A 15,345-nucleotide genomic window follows, 5' to 3' on the forward strand; every position below is an offset into this window, starting at 1 on the left:
TGTCCTGATTTGCTTGAACCTTGCACACGGGCTGTCTTGCGCGTTGGCGCGCGCCGAAGTGAACAGGGGGAAATCACACGCACCTTCCTTCACAGCAGTGAAGGCGCCTGATAGTTATTGCTACTTAATTTATAGCTGCTTGCGCATACTGTAACTGCGCAAAAGGCATATTTAATGTTGAAAACCTGTTTTCTGGTTAAAACGGTTGCGCGCTGGCGCCACCCAGGAGCTGCTGCGGCGCCTGAAGCAGTCAGGCTTGGCGAAAAAAAACGGGCCGCATGAAGCAAACACCTCATGCGGCCACGGGGCAGCTTAGCGAACCTTGCCGTCTTTCCAGGCTTGCAACATCTTGTCGTAGTTGATGGTTTCTCCTTTGGGCTTCTCGTTGGCCAGCTTGGCCCACGGCGCATGGTCGTTGCTCAGCATCTTGGCCGGGTCGCCCTTGGCCGCGAGCTTGGGCGCGCAGTGGGCCATGCCTGCCCGCTCCAGGCGGCCCATCACGTTGTCCATTTCCTCGGCGAGATTGTCCATGGCCTTTTGCGGCGTTTTTTCGCCGGTGACGGCTTCGGCGACATTCTTCCACCACAGCTGCGCCAGCTTGGGATAGTCGGGAACGTTGGTGCCGGTCGGCGTCCAGGCCACGCGCGCCGGGCTGCGGTAGAACTCGACCAGGCCGCCGTACTTGTTGGCGTTTTTCGTGAAATAGTCCGAACGAATGTCGCTGTCGCGGATGAACGTCAGCCCGTTGATTGACTTTTTGAGCGATGTCGTCTTCGCGGTGACGAACTGCGCATACAGCCAGGCCGCGGCTACCTTGTTGGGGTCGTGATTCTTGAAGAAGGTCCAGGAGCCAACGTCCTGGTAGCCGTTTTGCATGCCCTGCTTCCAGTACGGCCCGTTCGGCCCGGGGGCCATGCGCCACTTGGGCGATCCGTCGGCATTGACCACCGGCAGGCCGGGCTTGGTCATGTCGGCCGTGAAGGCGGTGTACCAGAAGATCTGCTGCGCGATCTGGCCCTGCGCCGGCACGGGGCCGGACTCGCCAAAGGTCATGCCCATGGCTTCCTTGGGCGCGTACTTTTTCATCCAGTCGATGTACTTGGTCAGCGCATAGACGGCCGGCGGCGAGTTGGTCGCGCCGCCGCGTGACACCGACGCGCCCACGGGCGTGCATTTGTCGGCCGCCACCTTGATGCCCCACTCGTCAATCGGCATGCCGTTGGGAATGCCCTTGTCGGCGGTTCCCGCCATCGACAGCCAGGCGTCGGTGAAGCGCCAGCCCAGCGACGGGTCTTTCTTGCCATAGTCCATGTGGCCGTAGATCGGCTTGCCGTCGATGGTCTTCACGTCGTTGGTAAAAAACTCGGCGATGTCCTCGTAGGCGCTCCAGTTCAGCGGCACGCCGAGGTCGTAGCCGAACTTGGCCTTGAATTGGTCCTGCAGGTCCTTGCGCGCAAACAGGTCGGCGCGAAACCAGTACAGGTTGGCGAACTGCTGGTCGGGCAACTGGTAGAGCTGGCCGTCGGGGGCGGTGGTGAAGCTGGTGCCGATGAAGTCCTTCAGGTCCAGGTCGGGGTTGGTGAACTCCTTGCCCGCCCCTTTCATGTACTCGGTGAGCGACATGATCTTGCCGTAGCGGTAGTGCGTGCCGATCAGGTCGGAGTCGGAAATCCAGCCGTCGTAGATCGATTTGCCCGACTGCATCGAGGTTTGCAGTTTTTCCACCACGTCGCCCTCCTGGATCAGGTCGTGCTTGACCTTGATGCCGGTGATTTCCTCGAAGGCCTTGGCCAGGGTCTTGGATTCGTATTCGTGGGTCGTGATGGTTTCGGAAACCACCGAGATTTCCTTGACGCCCTTGGCCTGCAGCTTCTTGGCCGCGTCGATGAACCACTTCATCTCGGCCTGCTGCTTGTCCTTGGTCAGGGTCGAGGGCTGGAACTCGCTGTCAATCCATTTCTTGGCGGCCGCCTCGTCCGCCCGGCCAGGGCCTGCCATCAAGCCCGCAGCTGCCAGTGCCAAAGCCGTGTAACGCATCTTCATGACTTGTCTCCTCATTGGTTCGCTCCCCGTGAATGAAGGCTTTTCGGCTCCGGGAAGGATGAGCCGGTTTGCTCTTTTAAAAAACAGTTTTCGTTCAACCCTTGCGCATGATCACGGCCAGCAAGGCCATCGACAGCACGAAGCTGATCCAGATGGACGGGTCGCCTTCCAGCCCCAGCCATTCGGCCAGCTTGCCGCTGATGCCGACAAACGCCAGGTTCACATAGGCCGCGCTCAGCAGGCCGATGAACAGCCGGTCGCCGCGCGTGGTGGCTAGTGGCAAAAAGCCGCGCCGCAAACGGGTGGGCGACTTCATCTCCCAGACCGTCATGCCGACGAGCATCAGCACGATGCAGCTGAAAAATACCGCCACCGGCGTGGTCCAGGCCATCCACTCGAACATGGTGTTTTCCTTTCAGACCCGGCCCATCGCGAAACCCTTGGCGATGTAGTTGCGGACAAACCAGATCACGATGGCGCCTGGCACGATGGTCAGCACCCCGGCAGCGGCCAGCGTCGCCCAGTCCATGCCCGACGCCGACACCGTTCGCGTCATGGTGGCGACGATGGGCTTGGCATTGACGCTGGTCAGCGTGCGCGCCAGCAGCAGTTCGACCCAGCTGAACATGAAGCAAAAGAAGGCCGCCACGCCCACGCCGGCCTTGATCAGCGGTAAAAATATCCGCACGAAGAAGCGCGGAAACGAGTAGCCGTCGATATACGCCGTCTCGTCGATCTCGCGCGGAATGCCGCTCATGAAGCCTTCCAGGATCCACACGGCCAGCGGCACGTTGAACAGCAGGTGCGCCAGCGCCACGGCAATGTGCGTGTCCATCAGGCCGACGGTGGTGTAGAGCTGGAAGAACGGCAGCAAAAAGACGGCGGGCGGCGTCATGCGGTTGGTCAGCAGCCAGAAAAACACGTGCTTGTCGCCTATGAAGCTGTAGCGTGAAAACGCATAGGCGGCCGGCAGCGCCACCGACACCGAGATCACCGTGTTGATCGCCACATAGATCAGGCTGTTGATGTAACCCGAATACCAGGACGGGTCAGTGAATATCTTGATGTAGTTGTCCCAGGTGAAATGCTGCGGAAAGAACGAAAAGCTCGACAAAATTTCGGCATTCGTCTTGAAGCTCATGTTGACCATCCAGTAGATGGGCAGCAGCGCGAAGACGATGTAGCCGACTAGAAAGAACGTGCGCGCCTGAAACTTCGGCTTATTCATTTCCGCCCTCCTTCTCCTGCGTGCCGACGCGCTGCATCCAGTTGTACAAGATGAAGCACAGCAGCAGGATGATCAGGAAATAGATCAGCGAAAACGCCGCCGCCGGCCCCAGGTCGAACTGGCCGACCGCTTTTTGCGTCAGGTACTGCGACAAAAACGTCGTGGCATTGCCGGGACCGCCGCCGGTCAGCACAAAGGGCTCGGTGTAGATCATGAAGCTGTCCATGAAGCGCAGCAGCACGGCGATCATCAGGACCCCGCGCATCTTGGGCAGCTGGATGTAGCGAAATACCGCGAACTTGCTGGCGCCGTCGATCTGCGCGGCCTGGTAGTAGGCATCGGGAATCGAGCGCAGCCCGGCGTAGCACAGCAGCGCCACCAGCGGCGTCCAGTGCCAGACATCCATCAGCAGCACCGTCGCCCAGGCATGCACGGCGTTGCCGGTGTAGCTGTAGTCGAAACCGGCTTTTTGCAGCATCACGCCCAGCAGGCCGATGTCGGTGCGGCCATAGATCTGCCAGATGGTGCCGACCACGTTCCAGGGAATCAAGAGCGACAGGGCGACGAGCACCAGCACCAGCGACGCCCGCCAGCCCTGCGCGGGCATCGACAGCGCCAGCGCAATGCCCAGCGGCACCTCGACCGCCAGCACGGCCAGCGAAAACGTCAGCTGGCGCCACAGCGCGGCGTGCAGGTCTTCGTCGCGCATCACGGCGGCGAACCATTCGGTGCCGACGAACACCCGCCGCTCGGGAGAGATGATGTCCTGCACCGAATAATTGACCACCGTCATCAGCGGCAAGATGGCCGAAAACGCGACGCAGACGATGACCGGCAGGACCAGCAGCCAGGCCTTCTGGTTGACGGGTTTGGTGGTGGTGCTCATGCGTCCACCAGTTCTTCATGGCGGTAAAAACAGGTGTGCGGCCCGATGACGCGCAGCCAGACGTTCTGCCCGGCCACGGGCACGCTGGCCTCGGGCGGGAGCCGCACCTTGACGGTGTTGGCGTCCACGGTAGCGGTCAGCATGAAGTGGGTGCCGATGTCCTGCACCATCGTCACAGTGAAGGGCAATGCGGCCGGGTCGCCCTCTGTGCTTTGCGCCACATATTCAGGCCGAACGCCCAACTTGAGATCGCCTTCAGGCAGCAATCGGCCCGAAGGCAGTGCCAGGGCATGCCCGGCCACACGCAGCACGCCATTGGCCAGAATGGCCGGTAGAAAATTCATGCCGGGCGAGCCGATGAAATGGCCGACGAAGGTGTGGCGCGGACGCTCAAACAGCGCATCGGCCGAGCCTGTCTGCACGGCGCGGCCACGCGTCATCACCACGACTTCCTCGGCGAAGGTCAGCGCCTCGACCTGGTCGTGCGTGACGTAGATCAGGGTGAGCTTGAGTTCATGGTGAATCTGCTTGAGCTTGCGCCGCAGCTGCCATTTCAGCAGCGGGTCGATCACCGTCAGCGGCTCGTCGAACAGCACCGCCGACACGTCGGAGCGGACCAGCCCCCGGCCCAGCGATATCTTTTGCTTGGCGTCGGCCGCCAAGCCGGCGGCGCGCTGGTTGAGCTGGCCGCTCATGTCGAGCATCTCGGCAATCTCGCCGACGCGCTTCTTGATCTGGTCCTCGGGAACCTTGCGGTTGCGCAGCGGAAAGGCCAGGTTTTGCGCCACCGTCATGGTGTCGTAGATCACCGGAAACTGGAACACCTGCGCGATGTTGCGCTGCTGCGGCGTGGCGCGGGTCATGTCAACGCCGTCAAACCGGACGCTGCCCTGCGAGGGCGCGACCAGCCCGGAAATGATGTTGAGCAGCGTGGTCTTGCCGCAGCCCGAAGGCCCGAGCAACGCGTAGGCGCCGCCGTCGCGAAACGTCATCTGCAGGGGCAGCAGCGCATAGTCGGCGTCCTCGCGCGGATGGGGCCGATAGGCATGGGCCAGGTCGAGTTCAATGCACGCCATGCGCAGCGCCCTCCTCTTGCGTTTTTCGCACTGGCTCGATTTGCCCGAGTGGCCGCAGCGGCGCGACCAGCAGCGCGCCGGCCGCGTCGAACAGATAGACCTGCGCCGGGTCCAGGTAGAGCGTCAGCGGCGCACCCAGGTCGAAGCGGTGCACGCCCGTCAGCTGGGCCACCAGTTCGCCGACCGCCGTCGCGACATGCACATACGTGCTGGAGCCGGAAATCTCGGCCAGCTCGACCCTGCCCGGCAGCGCCGCATCGCCCGGCCGTGCGGCGACGCGCAGCGAACTGCCGCGAATGCCTGCGGTTAGCGATGCCAGGCTTGGAGCCGGCGCTGCCGGCAGCGCCATGGCCAGCGCCGGGCCGTGGACCAGCTGCACGCCGTGGGCCGCCGGCAGCGCGGCGACCAGGTTCATTGGCGGGTCGCTGAACGCGCGGGCGACGCGCAGCGACAGCGGGTGGTGGAACACCTGCGCCGTCGGCCCGTACTGCAGCAATTCGCCGGCGTCCAGCACGGCGGTGTGGCCGCCCAGCAGCAAGGCTTCGCCCGGCTCGGTGGTGGCGTAGACCACGGTCGAGTCGCCGGCCGCGAACAGCTGCGTCAGTTCTTCGCGCAACTCCTCGCGCAGCTTGTAGTCCAGGTTCACCAGCGGCTCGTCGAGCAGCATCAGCGGCGCGCCCTTGGCCAGCGCCCGCGCCAGCGCCACGCGCTGCTGCTGGCCGCCCGACAGCTCGGCCGGGTAGCGGTCCAGGAACATCTCGATGTGCAGACGCGCCGCCAGAGCCCGGACCTTGGCGTCGATGTCCTTTTCGCCGCGCAGCCTGAGCGGCGAGCCAATGTTGTCGGCCACCTTCAGCGACGGGTAGTTGATGAACTGCTGGTACACCATGGCGACGTTGCGCTCGCGCACGGCGGTCCCGGTCACGTCCACGCCATCGACCAGTACCCGGCCCTGCGTCGGCACGTCGAGCCCGGCCATGATGCGCATCAGGCTGGTCTTGCCGGCCTGCGTGGCACCCAGCAGCACGGTGACTTCACCGGGAGGCGGCGCCAGGCTGATGCCATGGAGCCACTGCTCGGGGCCGACTTTCTTGCCGATGTGCTCAAGCGCCAGCTGCATCATCGGGCTCCGGCATAAAGAGGCGGCAAGGCAGCCGGCCGCACAAAATGCGGGCGCGCAGCCATTCCTGGAAGTTGAACAGTGAACAAACAGAACACTCCTTGCGCAGCGTTTTCGCCCCGCGAATATTTTCCATTCTGTTCTTTTGACAATGTTTTTATCTAATTGTTTTCCCTTATTCTTTTCCTTTTGCTTCGCTATAAAGTCAGCCCATGCGCCAATCTCCTGGCCTTCCCGCCGCCCCATGAACGCCAATCCCCGGCAAATCAAGCTGCTCGACATGGTCCGCACGCACGGATCGGCGTCCGTCGAACAGCTTGCCGACCAGCTTGGCGTCACGCTGCAGACGGTGCGGCGCGATGTCCAGCGGCTGGCCGAAACCGGCATGCTGACGCGCTTTCACGGCGGCGTGCGGGCTGCCAGCTCCACCGTTGAAAACCTGGCCCACCAGCAGCGCGAAAGCCTGAACGCCGAAGGCAAGGCGCGCATTGCCCGGGCCGTGGCCAGGCGCGTGCCCAACGGCTGCTCGCTGATCCTCAACATCGGCACCACCACCGAGGCGATTGCCAGGGCGCTGCTGCACCACAAGCGGCTGCGCGTGATCACCAACAACCTCAATGTGGCGGCCATTTTGTGCGGCAACACCGACTGCGAGGTGATCGTGGCCGGCGGCGTCGTGCGCCCCCGGGACCGCGGCATCGTGGGCGAGGCGGCGCTCGATTTCATCCGCCAGTTCAAGGTGGACATCGCGCTGATCGGCATTTCGGGCATCGAGCCCGACGGCTCGCTGCGCGATTTTGATTACCGCGAGGTCAGGGTGGCGCAGACCATCATCGCGCAGGCCAGGGAAGTCTGGCTGGCGGCCGACAGCAGCAAGTTCAACCGGCCCGCCATGGTCGAGCTGGCGACCCTTTCGCAAATCGACTGGCTGTTCACCGACCAGGCGCCGCCCGAGCCTTTTCCGGCGCTGCTGGAAAAAGCCGGCGTCAGCTGCGACATCGCCCACGACTGAACCCTGTACTGCACCCGGCAACACTCCATTTCTGACCAACCCCACCATGACCTATCTGCTCGCCCTCGACCAGGGCACCTCCAGTTCGCGCAGCATCGTGTTTGACGAACAAGGCCGCATCGTGGCGCAGGCGCAGCAGGAGCTGCCGCAAATATTCCCCCGGCCCGGCTGGGTCGAGCACGACCCGATGGAAATCTGGCGCGGCCAGCTGGCCACGACCCGGCAGGCGCTGGCCAGCGCGGAGCTGAAGGCGAGCGACATCGGCGCGCTGGGCATCACCAACCAGCGCGAAACCACGGTGCTCTGGAACCGCCGCACCGGCCAGCCGGTGCACCACGCCATCGTCTGGCAGGACCGGCGCGCCGAAGCGACCTGCGCGCAACTGCGCGAGCAAGGCTTTGAGGCGCTGATCCAGTCCCGGACCGGTCTGCTGATCGATGCCTATTTTTCCGGCACCAAGCTCAAGTGGCTGCTCGACCACGTGCCTGGCGCGCGCGCGCAAGCCAAACGCGGCGAACTCGCCTTTGGCACCATCGACAGCTGGCTGGTCTGGCAGCTGACCGGCGGCGCGGTGCATGCCACCGATGTCAGCAATGCGTCGCGCACCATGCTGTTCAATGTGCGGACCAACCAGTGGGACGCCGAACTGCTGGGCCTGCTCGGCATTCCCGCGTCGCTGATGCCGGAGGTCAAGCCATCGAGCGCGCATTACGGCGAGGTGCGGCCCGAACTGCTGGGCCACGCCGTGCCGATCGGCGGCGTCGCCGGCGACCAGCAAAGCGCGCTGTTCGGCCAGGCCTGCTTCAAGGCCGGACTGGCCAAGAACACCTACGGCACCGGCTGCTTTTTGCTGATGCATACCGGCACGCAATTCCAGACGTCGAAGAACGGCCTGCTGACCACCAGCGCCGCGCAGACCACTGCTCAAGCAGAATTCGCGCTCGAAGGGAGCGTGTTTGTCGGCGGCGCGGTGGTGCAGTGGCTGCGCGACGGCCTCAACGCCATCCGGGGCAGCGCCGAAGTCGAGGCGCTGGCGCAAAGCGTTCCCGACTCGGGCGGCGTGATGATGGTGCCGGCCTTCACCGGTCTGGGCGCGCCCTACTGGAAGCCCGACGCGCGCGGCACCATCACCGGCCTGACACGCGGAACGACCGTGGCGCACATCGCGCGCGCCGCGCTCGAAAGCATCGCCTACCAAAGCGCCGCGCTGCTGCTCGCCATGAGCCGCGATGCGGTGGCCGCCGGCGCCGCGCCGCTCGCCGAGTTGCGCGTCGATGGCGGCGCCTGCATCAACGACCTGCTGATGCAGTTCCAGGCCGACCTGCTGGGCATTCCGGTGATCCGCCCGGCGGTGACCGAAACCACGGCACTCGGCGCGGCCTGGCTGGCGGGCCTGTCCTGCGGCGTTTACCGCAGCGTCGAGGAGCTGTCCGGCTTGTGGCGTGCCGAACGCACTTTCATTCCAACACTGGGTGCCGAACGCGCCGCCGGCCTGATGGCGCAGTGGGAGCATGCGGTGCGGCAGACGGTGCAGACTTAAAGCCTGCGCCTGCGCCAGGGCCGTGGGGGACAATTCAGGACCCAGGCGCGCATTCCGATACCCTTCCTGGCCCATCAGCCAACACACCACCATGACTTCCCATACTCCCGACAACAGCCACGAACACATCGCCTTCATCGGCGGCGGCAACATGGCCAGCGCCATCATTGGCGGCCTGCTCAAGCGCGGCCTTCCGGCCGGGCAAATCCAGGTGATCGAACCGTTTTCCGAGCAACGCGCCCGGCTCGCGCAGCAGTTCCAGGTCGAGGTCAGCGAAGCACCCGGCGCGTCGCTGAACTGTGCGGCGCTGGTCGTCTGGGCCGTCAAGCCGCAGACCTTTCGCGAAGCTGCGGAACAAAGCCGCGCCCACACCCAGAACGCGCTGCACCTGAGCGTGGCCGCCGGCATCCGTTCCGACACCATTGCCCGCTGGCTGGGTACCGAACGCGTGGTTCGCGCCATGCCCAACACGCCGGCACTGATCGGCCAGGGCATGACCGCCCTCTTCGCCCGGCCCGCCGCCAGCGCCGCCGACCGGCTGGCCGTGGAGCGGGTGGTGCAGACCACGGGCGCGTATTTGTGGCTGGACCAGGAACAGCAGCTCGACGCGGTGACCGCCCTGTCCGGTTCCGGCCCGGCCTACGTTTTTTACTTCATCGAAGCCATGGTCCAGGCCGGCACCGAGATGGGCCTGAGCCCGGAACAAGCCCGTCACCTGGCGATTGGCACGTTTGTCGGCGCATCGGCGCTGGCGCAGGAATCGACCGAGCCGCCCGAGGTGCTGCGCGGCCGCGTCACGTCCAAAGGCGGAACGACCTACGCGGCGCTGACGTCGATGGAGCAAAGTGGCATCAAGGCGCGGTTCATCCAGGCCATGCAGGCCGCCCGCCAGCGTGCCAGCGAGATGGGCGATGAATTTGGCGCCAGTTGAGCACCAAATCGCCCGTTTATGCATGTAGAACGGGCGCAAGCAGCTATTTATTTAATAGCAATCAACGCACCGCGTAAGACAGCGCAATCCCGGCAAACACCGTGAAGCCCAGCCAGTGGTTCAGGCGAAAGGCCTTGAAACAGCCGTCGCGCTCACGTTTGCGGATCAACCAGCCATGCCACAGCGCCTGCAGCAGCGCCAGGCCAATTGCTATTATAAAAATAGCTGACTGCACCCATCCAGCAAGCGTGAAAGCCCATATTGATATAAAAACCAGGTAGCTGATCATGACACCAGCCACGTCGAAGCGGCCCAGCGTGATGGCCGAGGTTTTCATGCCGATCTTCAGGTCGTCATCCCGGTCCACCATCGCGTATTCGGTGTCGTAGGCAATCACCCAGAACAGGTTGCCGAGCAGCAGCACCCAGGCCAATAGCGGAACGCGCGACTGCACGGCGGCAAACGCCATCGGAATGCCGAAGCTGAACGCCACGCCCAGCACCGCCTGCGGCATCGCCACATAACGCTTGGCAAACGGGTAAATCAGCGTGACGGCCAGCGCGGCAAACGACCAGGCGATGGTGACGGCATTGGTCGTCAGCACCAGGCCGAACGCCAGCAGCGCCAGCACGGCGCCCAGCGCCAGCGCTTCCTTGCTAGAAAGCGCGCCGCTGGTCACCGGCCGCTGCGCGGTGCGCTTGACGTGGCGGTCAAAATCCCGGTCGGCCACGTCGTTGACGCAGCAGCCCGCGCTGCGCATCAGGAACGTTCCCAGCGTGAAGACGATAGTCAAATGCCAGCCCGGAAAACCGTGCGACGCCACCCACAGCGCCGACAGCGTCGGCCAGAGCAACAGCAGCCAGCCCGCCGGCCGGTTCCAGCGGATCAACTGCAGGTACAAGGCCCCCACGCTTGTCGCTTCGCGTACTGCGCTGCCCCCCGAGGGGGCTGCTGCGCCTGCGGCCCGGCGAAGCCGGTTCCGCGGCCCCTGCTGGTCTAGAGGGGGAGCCCCCGCGCCCGCTGGAGGGACTGTGCTGTCTTGGGACGGCTCGTCACAGTGCCGATCAGATCCCATCTCTTTGGTTACTCTTCCAGCAGCGAGCGCAGCATCCAGGCGGTCTGCTCATGCACCGTCATGCGCTGCGTCAGCAGGTCGGCGGTCGGCTCGTCGCTGGCTTTGTCGGCCATGGGAAACAGCTCGCGCGCGGTGCGGGCGACGGCTTCGTGGCCCTGCACCAGGATGCGCACCATTTCCATCGCCTTGGGCGGCGTGACGGGCGCGTCGGGCACCGTGGCCAGCTTGCTGAACTGCGCGTAAGAGCCCGGCGCCGGATGACCGAGCGAGCGGATGCGTTCGGCCACAGGGTCCACCGCGTTCCACAGTTCGGTGTACTGCGCCATGAACATGACATGCAACGTGTTGAACATCGGCCCGGTCACGTTCCAGTGGAAGTTGTGCGTCGTCAGGTAGAGCGTGTAGGTGTCGGCCAGCAGGCGGCTCAGGCCCTGGGCAATCGCGGCGCGGTCTTTTTCGCTGATGCCGATGTTGATCGCCGGAGCGCCTCGAACCGCTGTGCTGGCAATGGTTTTAACCGGAGATTTGGCCATGATGTTTTCCTTTAAAAGTCAATTGGAGATCGATAACCATACGCAATTGGCATTGACGTTGCAACAGTCAAAAGCTATGCAGGCCATAGGCCCTGCGCACCCGCGTCCCTTCAGGACAGCCGGATGACGCCCGGCAGTTCGCAGGCATAAATCGCATTGCGCAGCGCGGCAATCGCTTCATAGCGGGTAAAACTGCGGCGCCAGGCCAGCACCACGCGCCGCGTCGGCACATGGCCTTCGAACGGCAGGTAGCGGATGTAGGACGGCTGCACCGGCGACGTGTCCTGGCCGCTGAGCGCCAGCGCGGCCTTGGGCACGCCCAGGCGCGGCACCAGCGTGATGCCCATGCCGGCGGCGACCATGTGCTTGATCGTTTCCAGCGACGAGCCCTCGAAACTCTTGTTGATGCCCTCGGCGCTGCTCGAAAACCGCGCGAATTCGGGGCAGACCTCCAGCACATGGTCGCGAAAGCAGTGGCCGGTCCCCAGCAGCAGCAGGGTTTCCTTCTTCAGCTCCTCGGCCGTCACGCTGGTGCGCGCGGCCAGCGCATGGCTGCTCGGCACGGCGGCCATGAAAGGCTCGTCGTAGAGCGGCGCAATCGCCAGGTTGGTGTCGGGAAACGGCTCGGCCAGGATCGCGCAGTCGATCTCGCCGGTGCGCAGTTCCTCCAGCAGCTTGACGGTGAAGTTCTCCTGCAGCATCAGCGGCATCTGCGGCGTTTTCTCGATGATCTGGCGCACCAGGTCGGGCAGCAGGTATGGCCCGATGGTGTAGATCACGCCCAGCCGCAGGCTGCCGGCCAGCGGGTCCTTGCCGCGCCGGGCAATCTCGCGGATGCTGTCGGCCTGCTCCAGCACACTCTGCGCCTGGCGAACGATTTCCTCGCCCAGCGGCGTGACGGTGATTTCGTTGGCATTGCGCTCGAACAGCTTGACCTGGAGTTCTTCCTCCAACTTCTTGATCGCCACGCTGAGCGTCGGCTGCGAGACATGGCAGGCCTCGGCGCCCCGGCCGAAGTGCCTTTCTCTGGCCACGGCCACGATGTATTTGAGTTCGGTCAGGGTCATGGGCCTATTGTGCGGCTTTCAATCGGAGGCATTTGTACGAAAAGCGGACGGCAGTCTTTTCCAACACCAAAGCCTTTCGATTCAAAGCCTTTGCGCGGCAACTATTCAAGCTTTTTATCCTCGCTCTTGGCTTCCTTCATGGCTTCCGGCTCCAGTTCCTCGGCAGCGCGATTGAACCAGATGAACGCGCCCCAGCCGGCCAGCAAAATCGCGACCGAGATCACGATGCTGGCCGCATACGGCAGCTGCGACAGGTCGTCATGCAGCGCCTTGAAGGTGGCGACCAGGCCTTCCACCGCCAGCGCAATCACGATGACCACGAGAAAACGCGACAGGTAGCGCCGCACCCGCGTCGGCGCGCTGACCTGTGCCTCGCGAACGACCTCTTCCTCGACGATGGTCTGGGCGATTTGCAGCGCTACCACCGCCACGGCGATCAGCCCGATGGCCTCGATTATGCCCTGTGCCGCGCCGACATCCAGGCCGCTGGCCAGCGCGTGCCAGCCGGAATTCGCCGCGATGGCGATCAAGACCAGCGAAGCGCAGACGAATAGCATAGCGATCAGGGCGTGAAGGGAGGCGAAAAAACGGATGAGGATTTTCATACTGCCATGGTAGCCGTGGCAGGGCAATGACCGGCGCTGCCGGTTGTGAATTGGTGTCGTCCCAGCAAGCTCAAGCACCCAATCCCTTGACTCAAGCCTTCAAAAACTCAGCCTTACCCCCCAGCCAGCGCAGCACATGCCGCTCGGCCAGATCAGGATATCGGTCCAGCATCAGCGGCGCCACCTCCCGCGCCCAGGCCAGCAAGCCCGCATCGGTCTGCAGATCGGCAAAGCGCAGCAGCGCCGCCCCCGACTGGCGCGCGCCCAGGAACTCGCCCGGCCCGCGAATCTCCAGGTCGCGGCGGGCAATCTCGAAGCCGTCGTTCGTCTCGGCCATCGCCTTGAGCCGCGCCCGCGCCACCTCGCCCAGCCGGGGCGCGTCGCCGGTCGAATACAGCAGCACGCAGGCCGACGCCGCCGCGCCGCGCCCGACGCGCCCGCGCAGCTGGTGCAACTGGCTCAGGCCAAAGCGCTCGGCATGCTCGATCACCATCAGCGAGGCGTTGGGCACATCGACGCCGACCTCGATCACCGTGGTGCTGACCAGCACGGCCATCACGCCTTCGGTGAACAGGCTCATCACCGCCTTTTTCTCGGCCGGCGGCATGCGCGAATGCAGCAGGCCGACCATCACGTCGGGCAGGGCCTCGCTGAGCGCCACATGCGTCTGCGTGGCGTTGACCAGGTCGATGGACTCGCTTTCCTCGATCAGCGGGCAGACCCAGTAAATCTGCCGGCCTTCGGCGATCTGCGCCTGAATGCGGGCGATGACCTCGTCGCGCCGGGCATCGTTCACGACCTTGGTGACGATGGGCGTTCGGCCGGGCGGCAACTCGTCGAGCGTGGACACGTCAAGGTCGGCGTAATAGCTCATAGCCAGCGTGCGCGGAATCGGCGTGGCGGTCATCATCAAGAGGTGCGGCTCCTGCCCGCCGCCCGTCATCTTGCTGCGCAGCGCCAGGCGCTGGGCGACGCCGAAACGGTGCTGCTCGTCGATGATGGCGAGCGCCAGGTTCTTGAATACCACCTTGTCCTGGATCACCGCATGCGTGCCGATGACCAGCCCCGCTTCGCCGCTTTCGATCAGCGCCAGCATTTCGCGCCGCTCTTTCGTTTTCTGGCTGCCGCTAAGGCGGGCGGTCTTGATGCCCAAGGGTTCTAGCCAGCTGATGAGTTTGCTGAAATGCTGCTCGGCCAGGATTTCGGTCGGCGCCATCAGCGCGCACTGCCAGCCAGCGTCGATGCAGCGCGCCGCCGCGAGCGCCGCCACCACGGTTTTTCCGGCGCCCACGTCGCCTTGCAGCAGGCGGTGCATGGGAATGCTCTTTTTCAGGTCGGCCTCGATCTCCAGGCCAACCCGCTGCTGCGCGGCCGTCAGGCGAAACGGCAGGCGCTCCAGCAGTTGCTGCTGCAGCGTGCAATGCGTGCCGCGCATCGCCAAGCCATTCAAGGCCGGGGCGCGCATCGCGGCACGCACGCGCCGGGCCTGCAACTGGGAGATTTGCTGGGCCAGCAGTTCTTCGGCCTTCAGCCGCTGCCAGGCCGGATGGCTGCGGTCTTCAAGCGTCTGCAGCGCCACATCAGGCGTGGGGTGATGCAAAAACTGTAGCGCCTCACGCAGGCTGGACAAGCGCAAAGGCAGGATTTTGCTTAAAAATTCGGTGGGAATCGTCTCCCGCAGGTCGGCGCGCGACAGGCCACTGAGCACGGCCTTGCGCAAATACACCTGCGGCAGGCCGGCCGAGGTCGGATACACCGGCGTCAGCGCGCCCGGCAGTTCGCCGCCGGCCAGCTTGAAGTGCGGATGCATCATCTCGCGGCCCAGGAAGCCGCCGCGCAACTCGCCGCGCACCCGCACGCTGCTGCCTACGCTGAGGGTTTTCTGGTGCGACGGGTAGAAATTGAGGAAGCGCAGCAGGCAGGTGTCGCTGCCGTCATCGACCGTGACCAGCAACTGGCGCCGTGAGCGGATCAGCACTTCGCTGTGCATGACCTCGCCCTCGATCTGCACCACCTCGCCGTCGCGCGCGTCGGCCAGGCGCACGATGCGGGTTTCGTCTTCGTAGCGCAGCGGCAGGTGCAGTGCCAGGTCGATGTCGCGGCGCAGGCCGAGCTTTTCCATGGCTTTTTGCGCCGGGGATTTGGCGGGCGCCTTGGCGGCAGGCCGGGCGGTGTTCGGCGCCGGGTCAAGGGCAGGAGCGGCCGGAAGCATCATGGGACAATTGTGCC

Annotated in this window: 15 protein-coding genes; 3 read left to right on the forward strand and 12 right to left on the reverse strand. The window is 64.4% G+C overall.

Annotated features, from left to right (window positions below; translation table 11 throughout):
• Positions 1-312: 312 nt before the first annotated feature.
• From EC86_RS0114450 to EC86_RS28855, 7 genes are all read right to left on the reverse strand, one after another.
• A complete protein-coding gene (locus EC86_RS0114450) occupies positions 313-2,043 on the reverse strand; it encodes an ABC transporter substrate-binding protein (RefSeq protein ID WP_029526400.1) in 1,731 nt (576 codons plus the stop codon).
• Positions 2,044-2,137: 94 nt separating this feature from the next.
• On the reverse strand, positions 2,138-2,446 hold the full coding sequence (locus tag EC86_RS0114455; protein WP_029526401.1) for a DUF2160 domain-containing protein: 309 nt from the start codon (positions 2,444-2,446) through the stop codon (positions 2,138-2,140).
• 12 nt (positions 2,447-2,458) lie between these two features.
• The gene (locus tag EC86_RS0114460; RefSeq protein ID WP_029526402.1) at positions 2,459-3,271 is read right to left on the reverse strand and encodes a carbohydrate ABC transporter permease; all 813 of its coding nucleotides are present in this window, start codon (positions 3,269-3,271) and stop codon (positions 2,459-2,461) included.
• The gene (locus EC86_RS0114465) at positions 3,264-4,157 is read right to left on the reverse strand and encodes a carbohydrate ABC transporter permease (RefSeq protein WP_029526404.1); all 894 of its coding nucleotides are present in this window, start codon (positions 4,155-4,157) and stop codon (positions 3,264-3,266) included. Before EC86_RS0114465 ends, EC86_RS0114460 begins: the two co-directional genes overlap by 8 nt.
• Positions 4,154-5,233 carry an ABC transporter ATP-binding protein gene (locus EC86_RS0114470; RefSeq protein WP_029526406.1) on the reverse strand — a complete coding sequence of 360 codons (1,080 nt, stop codon included), beginning with the start codon at positions 5,231-5,233 and terminating at the stop codon, positions 4,154-4,156. The genes EC86_RS0114465 and EC86_RS0114470 overlap by 4 nt, the downstream gene beginning before the upstream one ends.
• Positions 5,220-6,353: an ABC transporter ATP-binding protein gene (locus EC86_RS0114475; protein WP_051676173.1), complete on the reverse strand. Its 1,134-nt coding sequence runs from the start codon at positions 6,351-6,353 to the stop codon at positions 5,220-5,222. Before EC86_RS0114475 ends, EC86_RS0114470 begins: the two co-directional genes overlap by 14 nt.
• Entirely contained in the window at positions 6,337-6,489 is a 153-nt protein-coding gene (locus EC86_RS28855; protein WP_156955324.1) for a hypothetical protein, read from the reverse strand. Before EC86_RS28855 ends, EC86_RS0114475 begins: the two co-directional genes overlap by 17 nt.
• A gap of 108 nt (positions 6,490-6,597) precedes the next feature.
• Here EC86_RS28855 and EC86_RS0114480 point away from each other — a divergent pair, with 108 nt between their 5' ends.
• The 3 genes from EC86_RS0114480 to proC all read left to right on the forward strand — a co-directional run bounded on the left by EC86_RS0114480 (position 6,598) and on the right by proC (position 9,836).
• A complete protein-coding gene (locus EC86_RS0114480) occupies positions 6,598-7,365 on the forward strand; it encodes a DeoR/GlpR family DNA-binding transcription regulator (protein WP_029526408.1) in 768 nt (255 codons plus the stop codon).
• Between the two features lie 46 nt (positions 7,366-7,411).
• Positions 7,412-8,905, forward strand: a complete 1,494-nt coding sequence (gene glpK, locus EC86_RS0114485; protein ID WP_029526409.1) for a glycerol kinase GlpK — start codon at positions 7,412-7,414, stop codon at positions 8,903-8,905.
• Positions 8,906-8,996: 91 nt separating this feature from the next.
• Positions 8,997-9,836, forward strand: coding sequence for a pyrroline-5-carboxylate reductase (proC, locus tag EC86_RS0114490; protein ID WP_029526410.1), 840 nt, complete (start codon positions 8,997-8,999; stop codon positions 9,834-9,836).
• Positions 9,837-9,897: 61 nt separating this feature from the next.
• On the opposite strand, the gene ubiA is transcribed toward proC, so the two are convergent.
• The 5 genes from ubiA to recG form a co-directional block, all read right to left on the reverse strand.
• Positions 9,898-10,746: a 4-hydroxybenzoate octaprenyltransferase gene (ubiA, locus tag EC86_RS0114495; protein WP_029526411.1), complete on the reverse strand. Its 849-nt coding sequence runs from the start codon at positions 10,744-10,746 to the stop codon at positions 9,898-9,900.
• 173 nt (positions 10,747-10,919) lie between these two features.
• A complete protein-coding gene (locus tag EC86_RS0114500) occupies positions 10,920-11,444 on the reverse strand; it encodes a Dps family protein (RefSeq protein WP_029526412.1) in 525 nt (174 codons plus the stop codon).
• 110 nt (positions 11,445-11,554) lie between these two features.
• Positions 11,555-12,511, reverse strand: coding sequence for a LysR substrate-binding domain-containing protein (locus tag EC86_RS0114505; RefSeq protein ID WP_029526413.1), 957 nt, complete (start codon positions 12,509-12,511; stop codon positions 11,555-11,557).
• A gap of 101 nt (positions 12,512-12,612) precedes the next feature.
• Positions 12,613-13,116, reverse strand: coding sequence for a hypothetical protein (locus EC86_RS0114510; protein ID WP_029526414.1), 504 nt, complete (start codon positions 13,114-13,116; stop codon positions 12,613-12,615).
• Between the two features lie 91 nt (positions 13,117-13,207).
• Entirely contained in the window at positions 13,208-15,331 is a 2,124-nt protein-coding gene (gene recG, locus EC86_RS0114515; protein ID WP_029526415.1) for an ATP-dependent DNA helicase RecG, read from the reverse strand.
• Positions 15,332-15,345: the final 14 nt, after the last annotated feature.

Source organism: Polaromonas glacialis, from assembly GCF_000709345.1.
Taxonomy (GTDB): Bacteria; Pseudomonadota; Gammaproteobacteria; order Burkholderiales; family Burkholderiaceae_C; genus Polaromonas; species Polaromonas glacialis.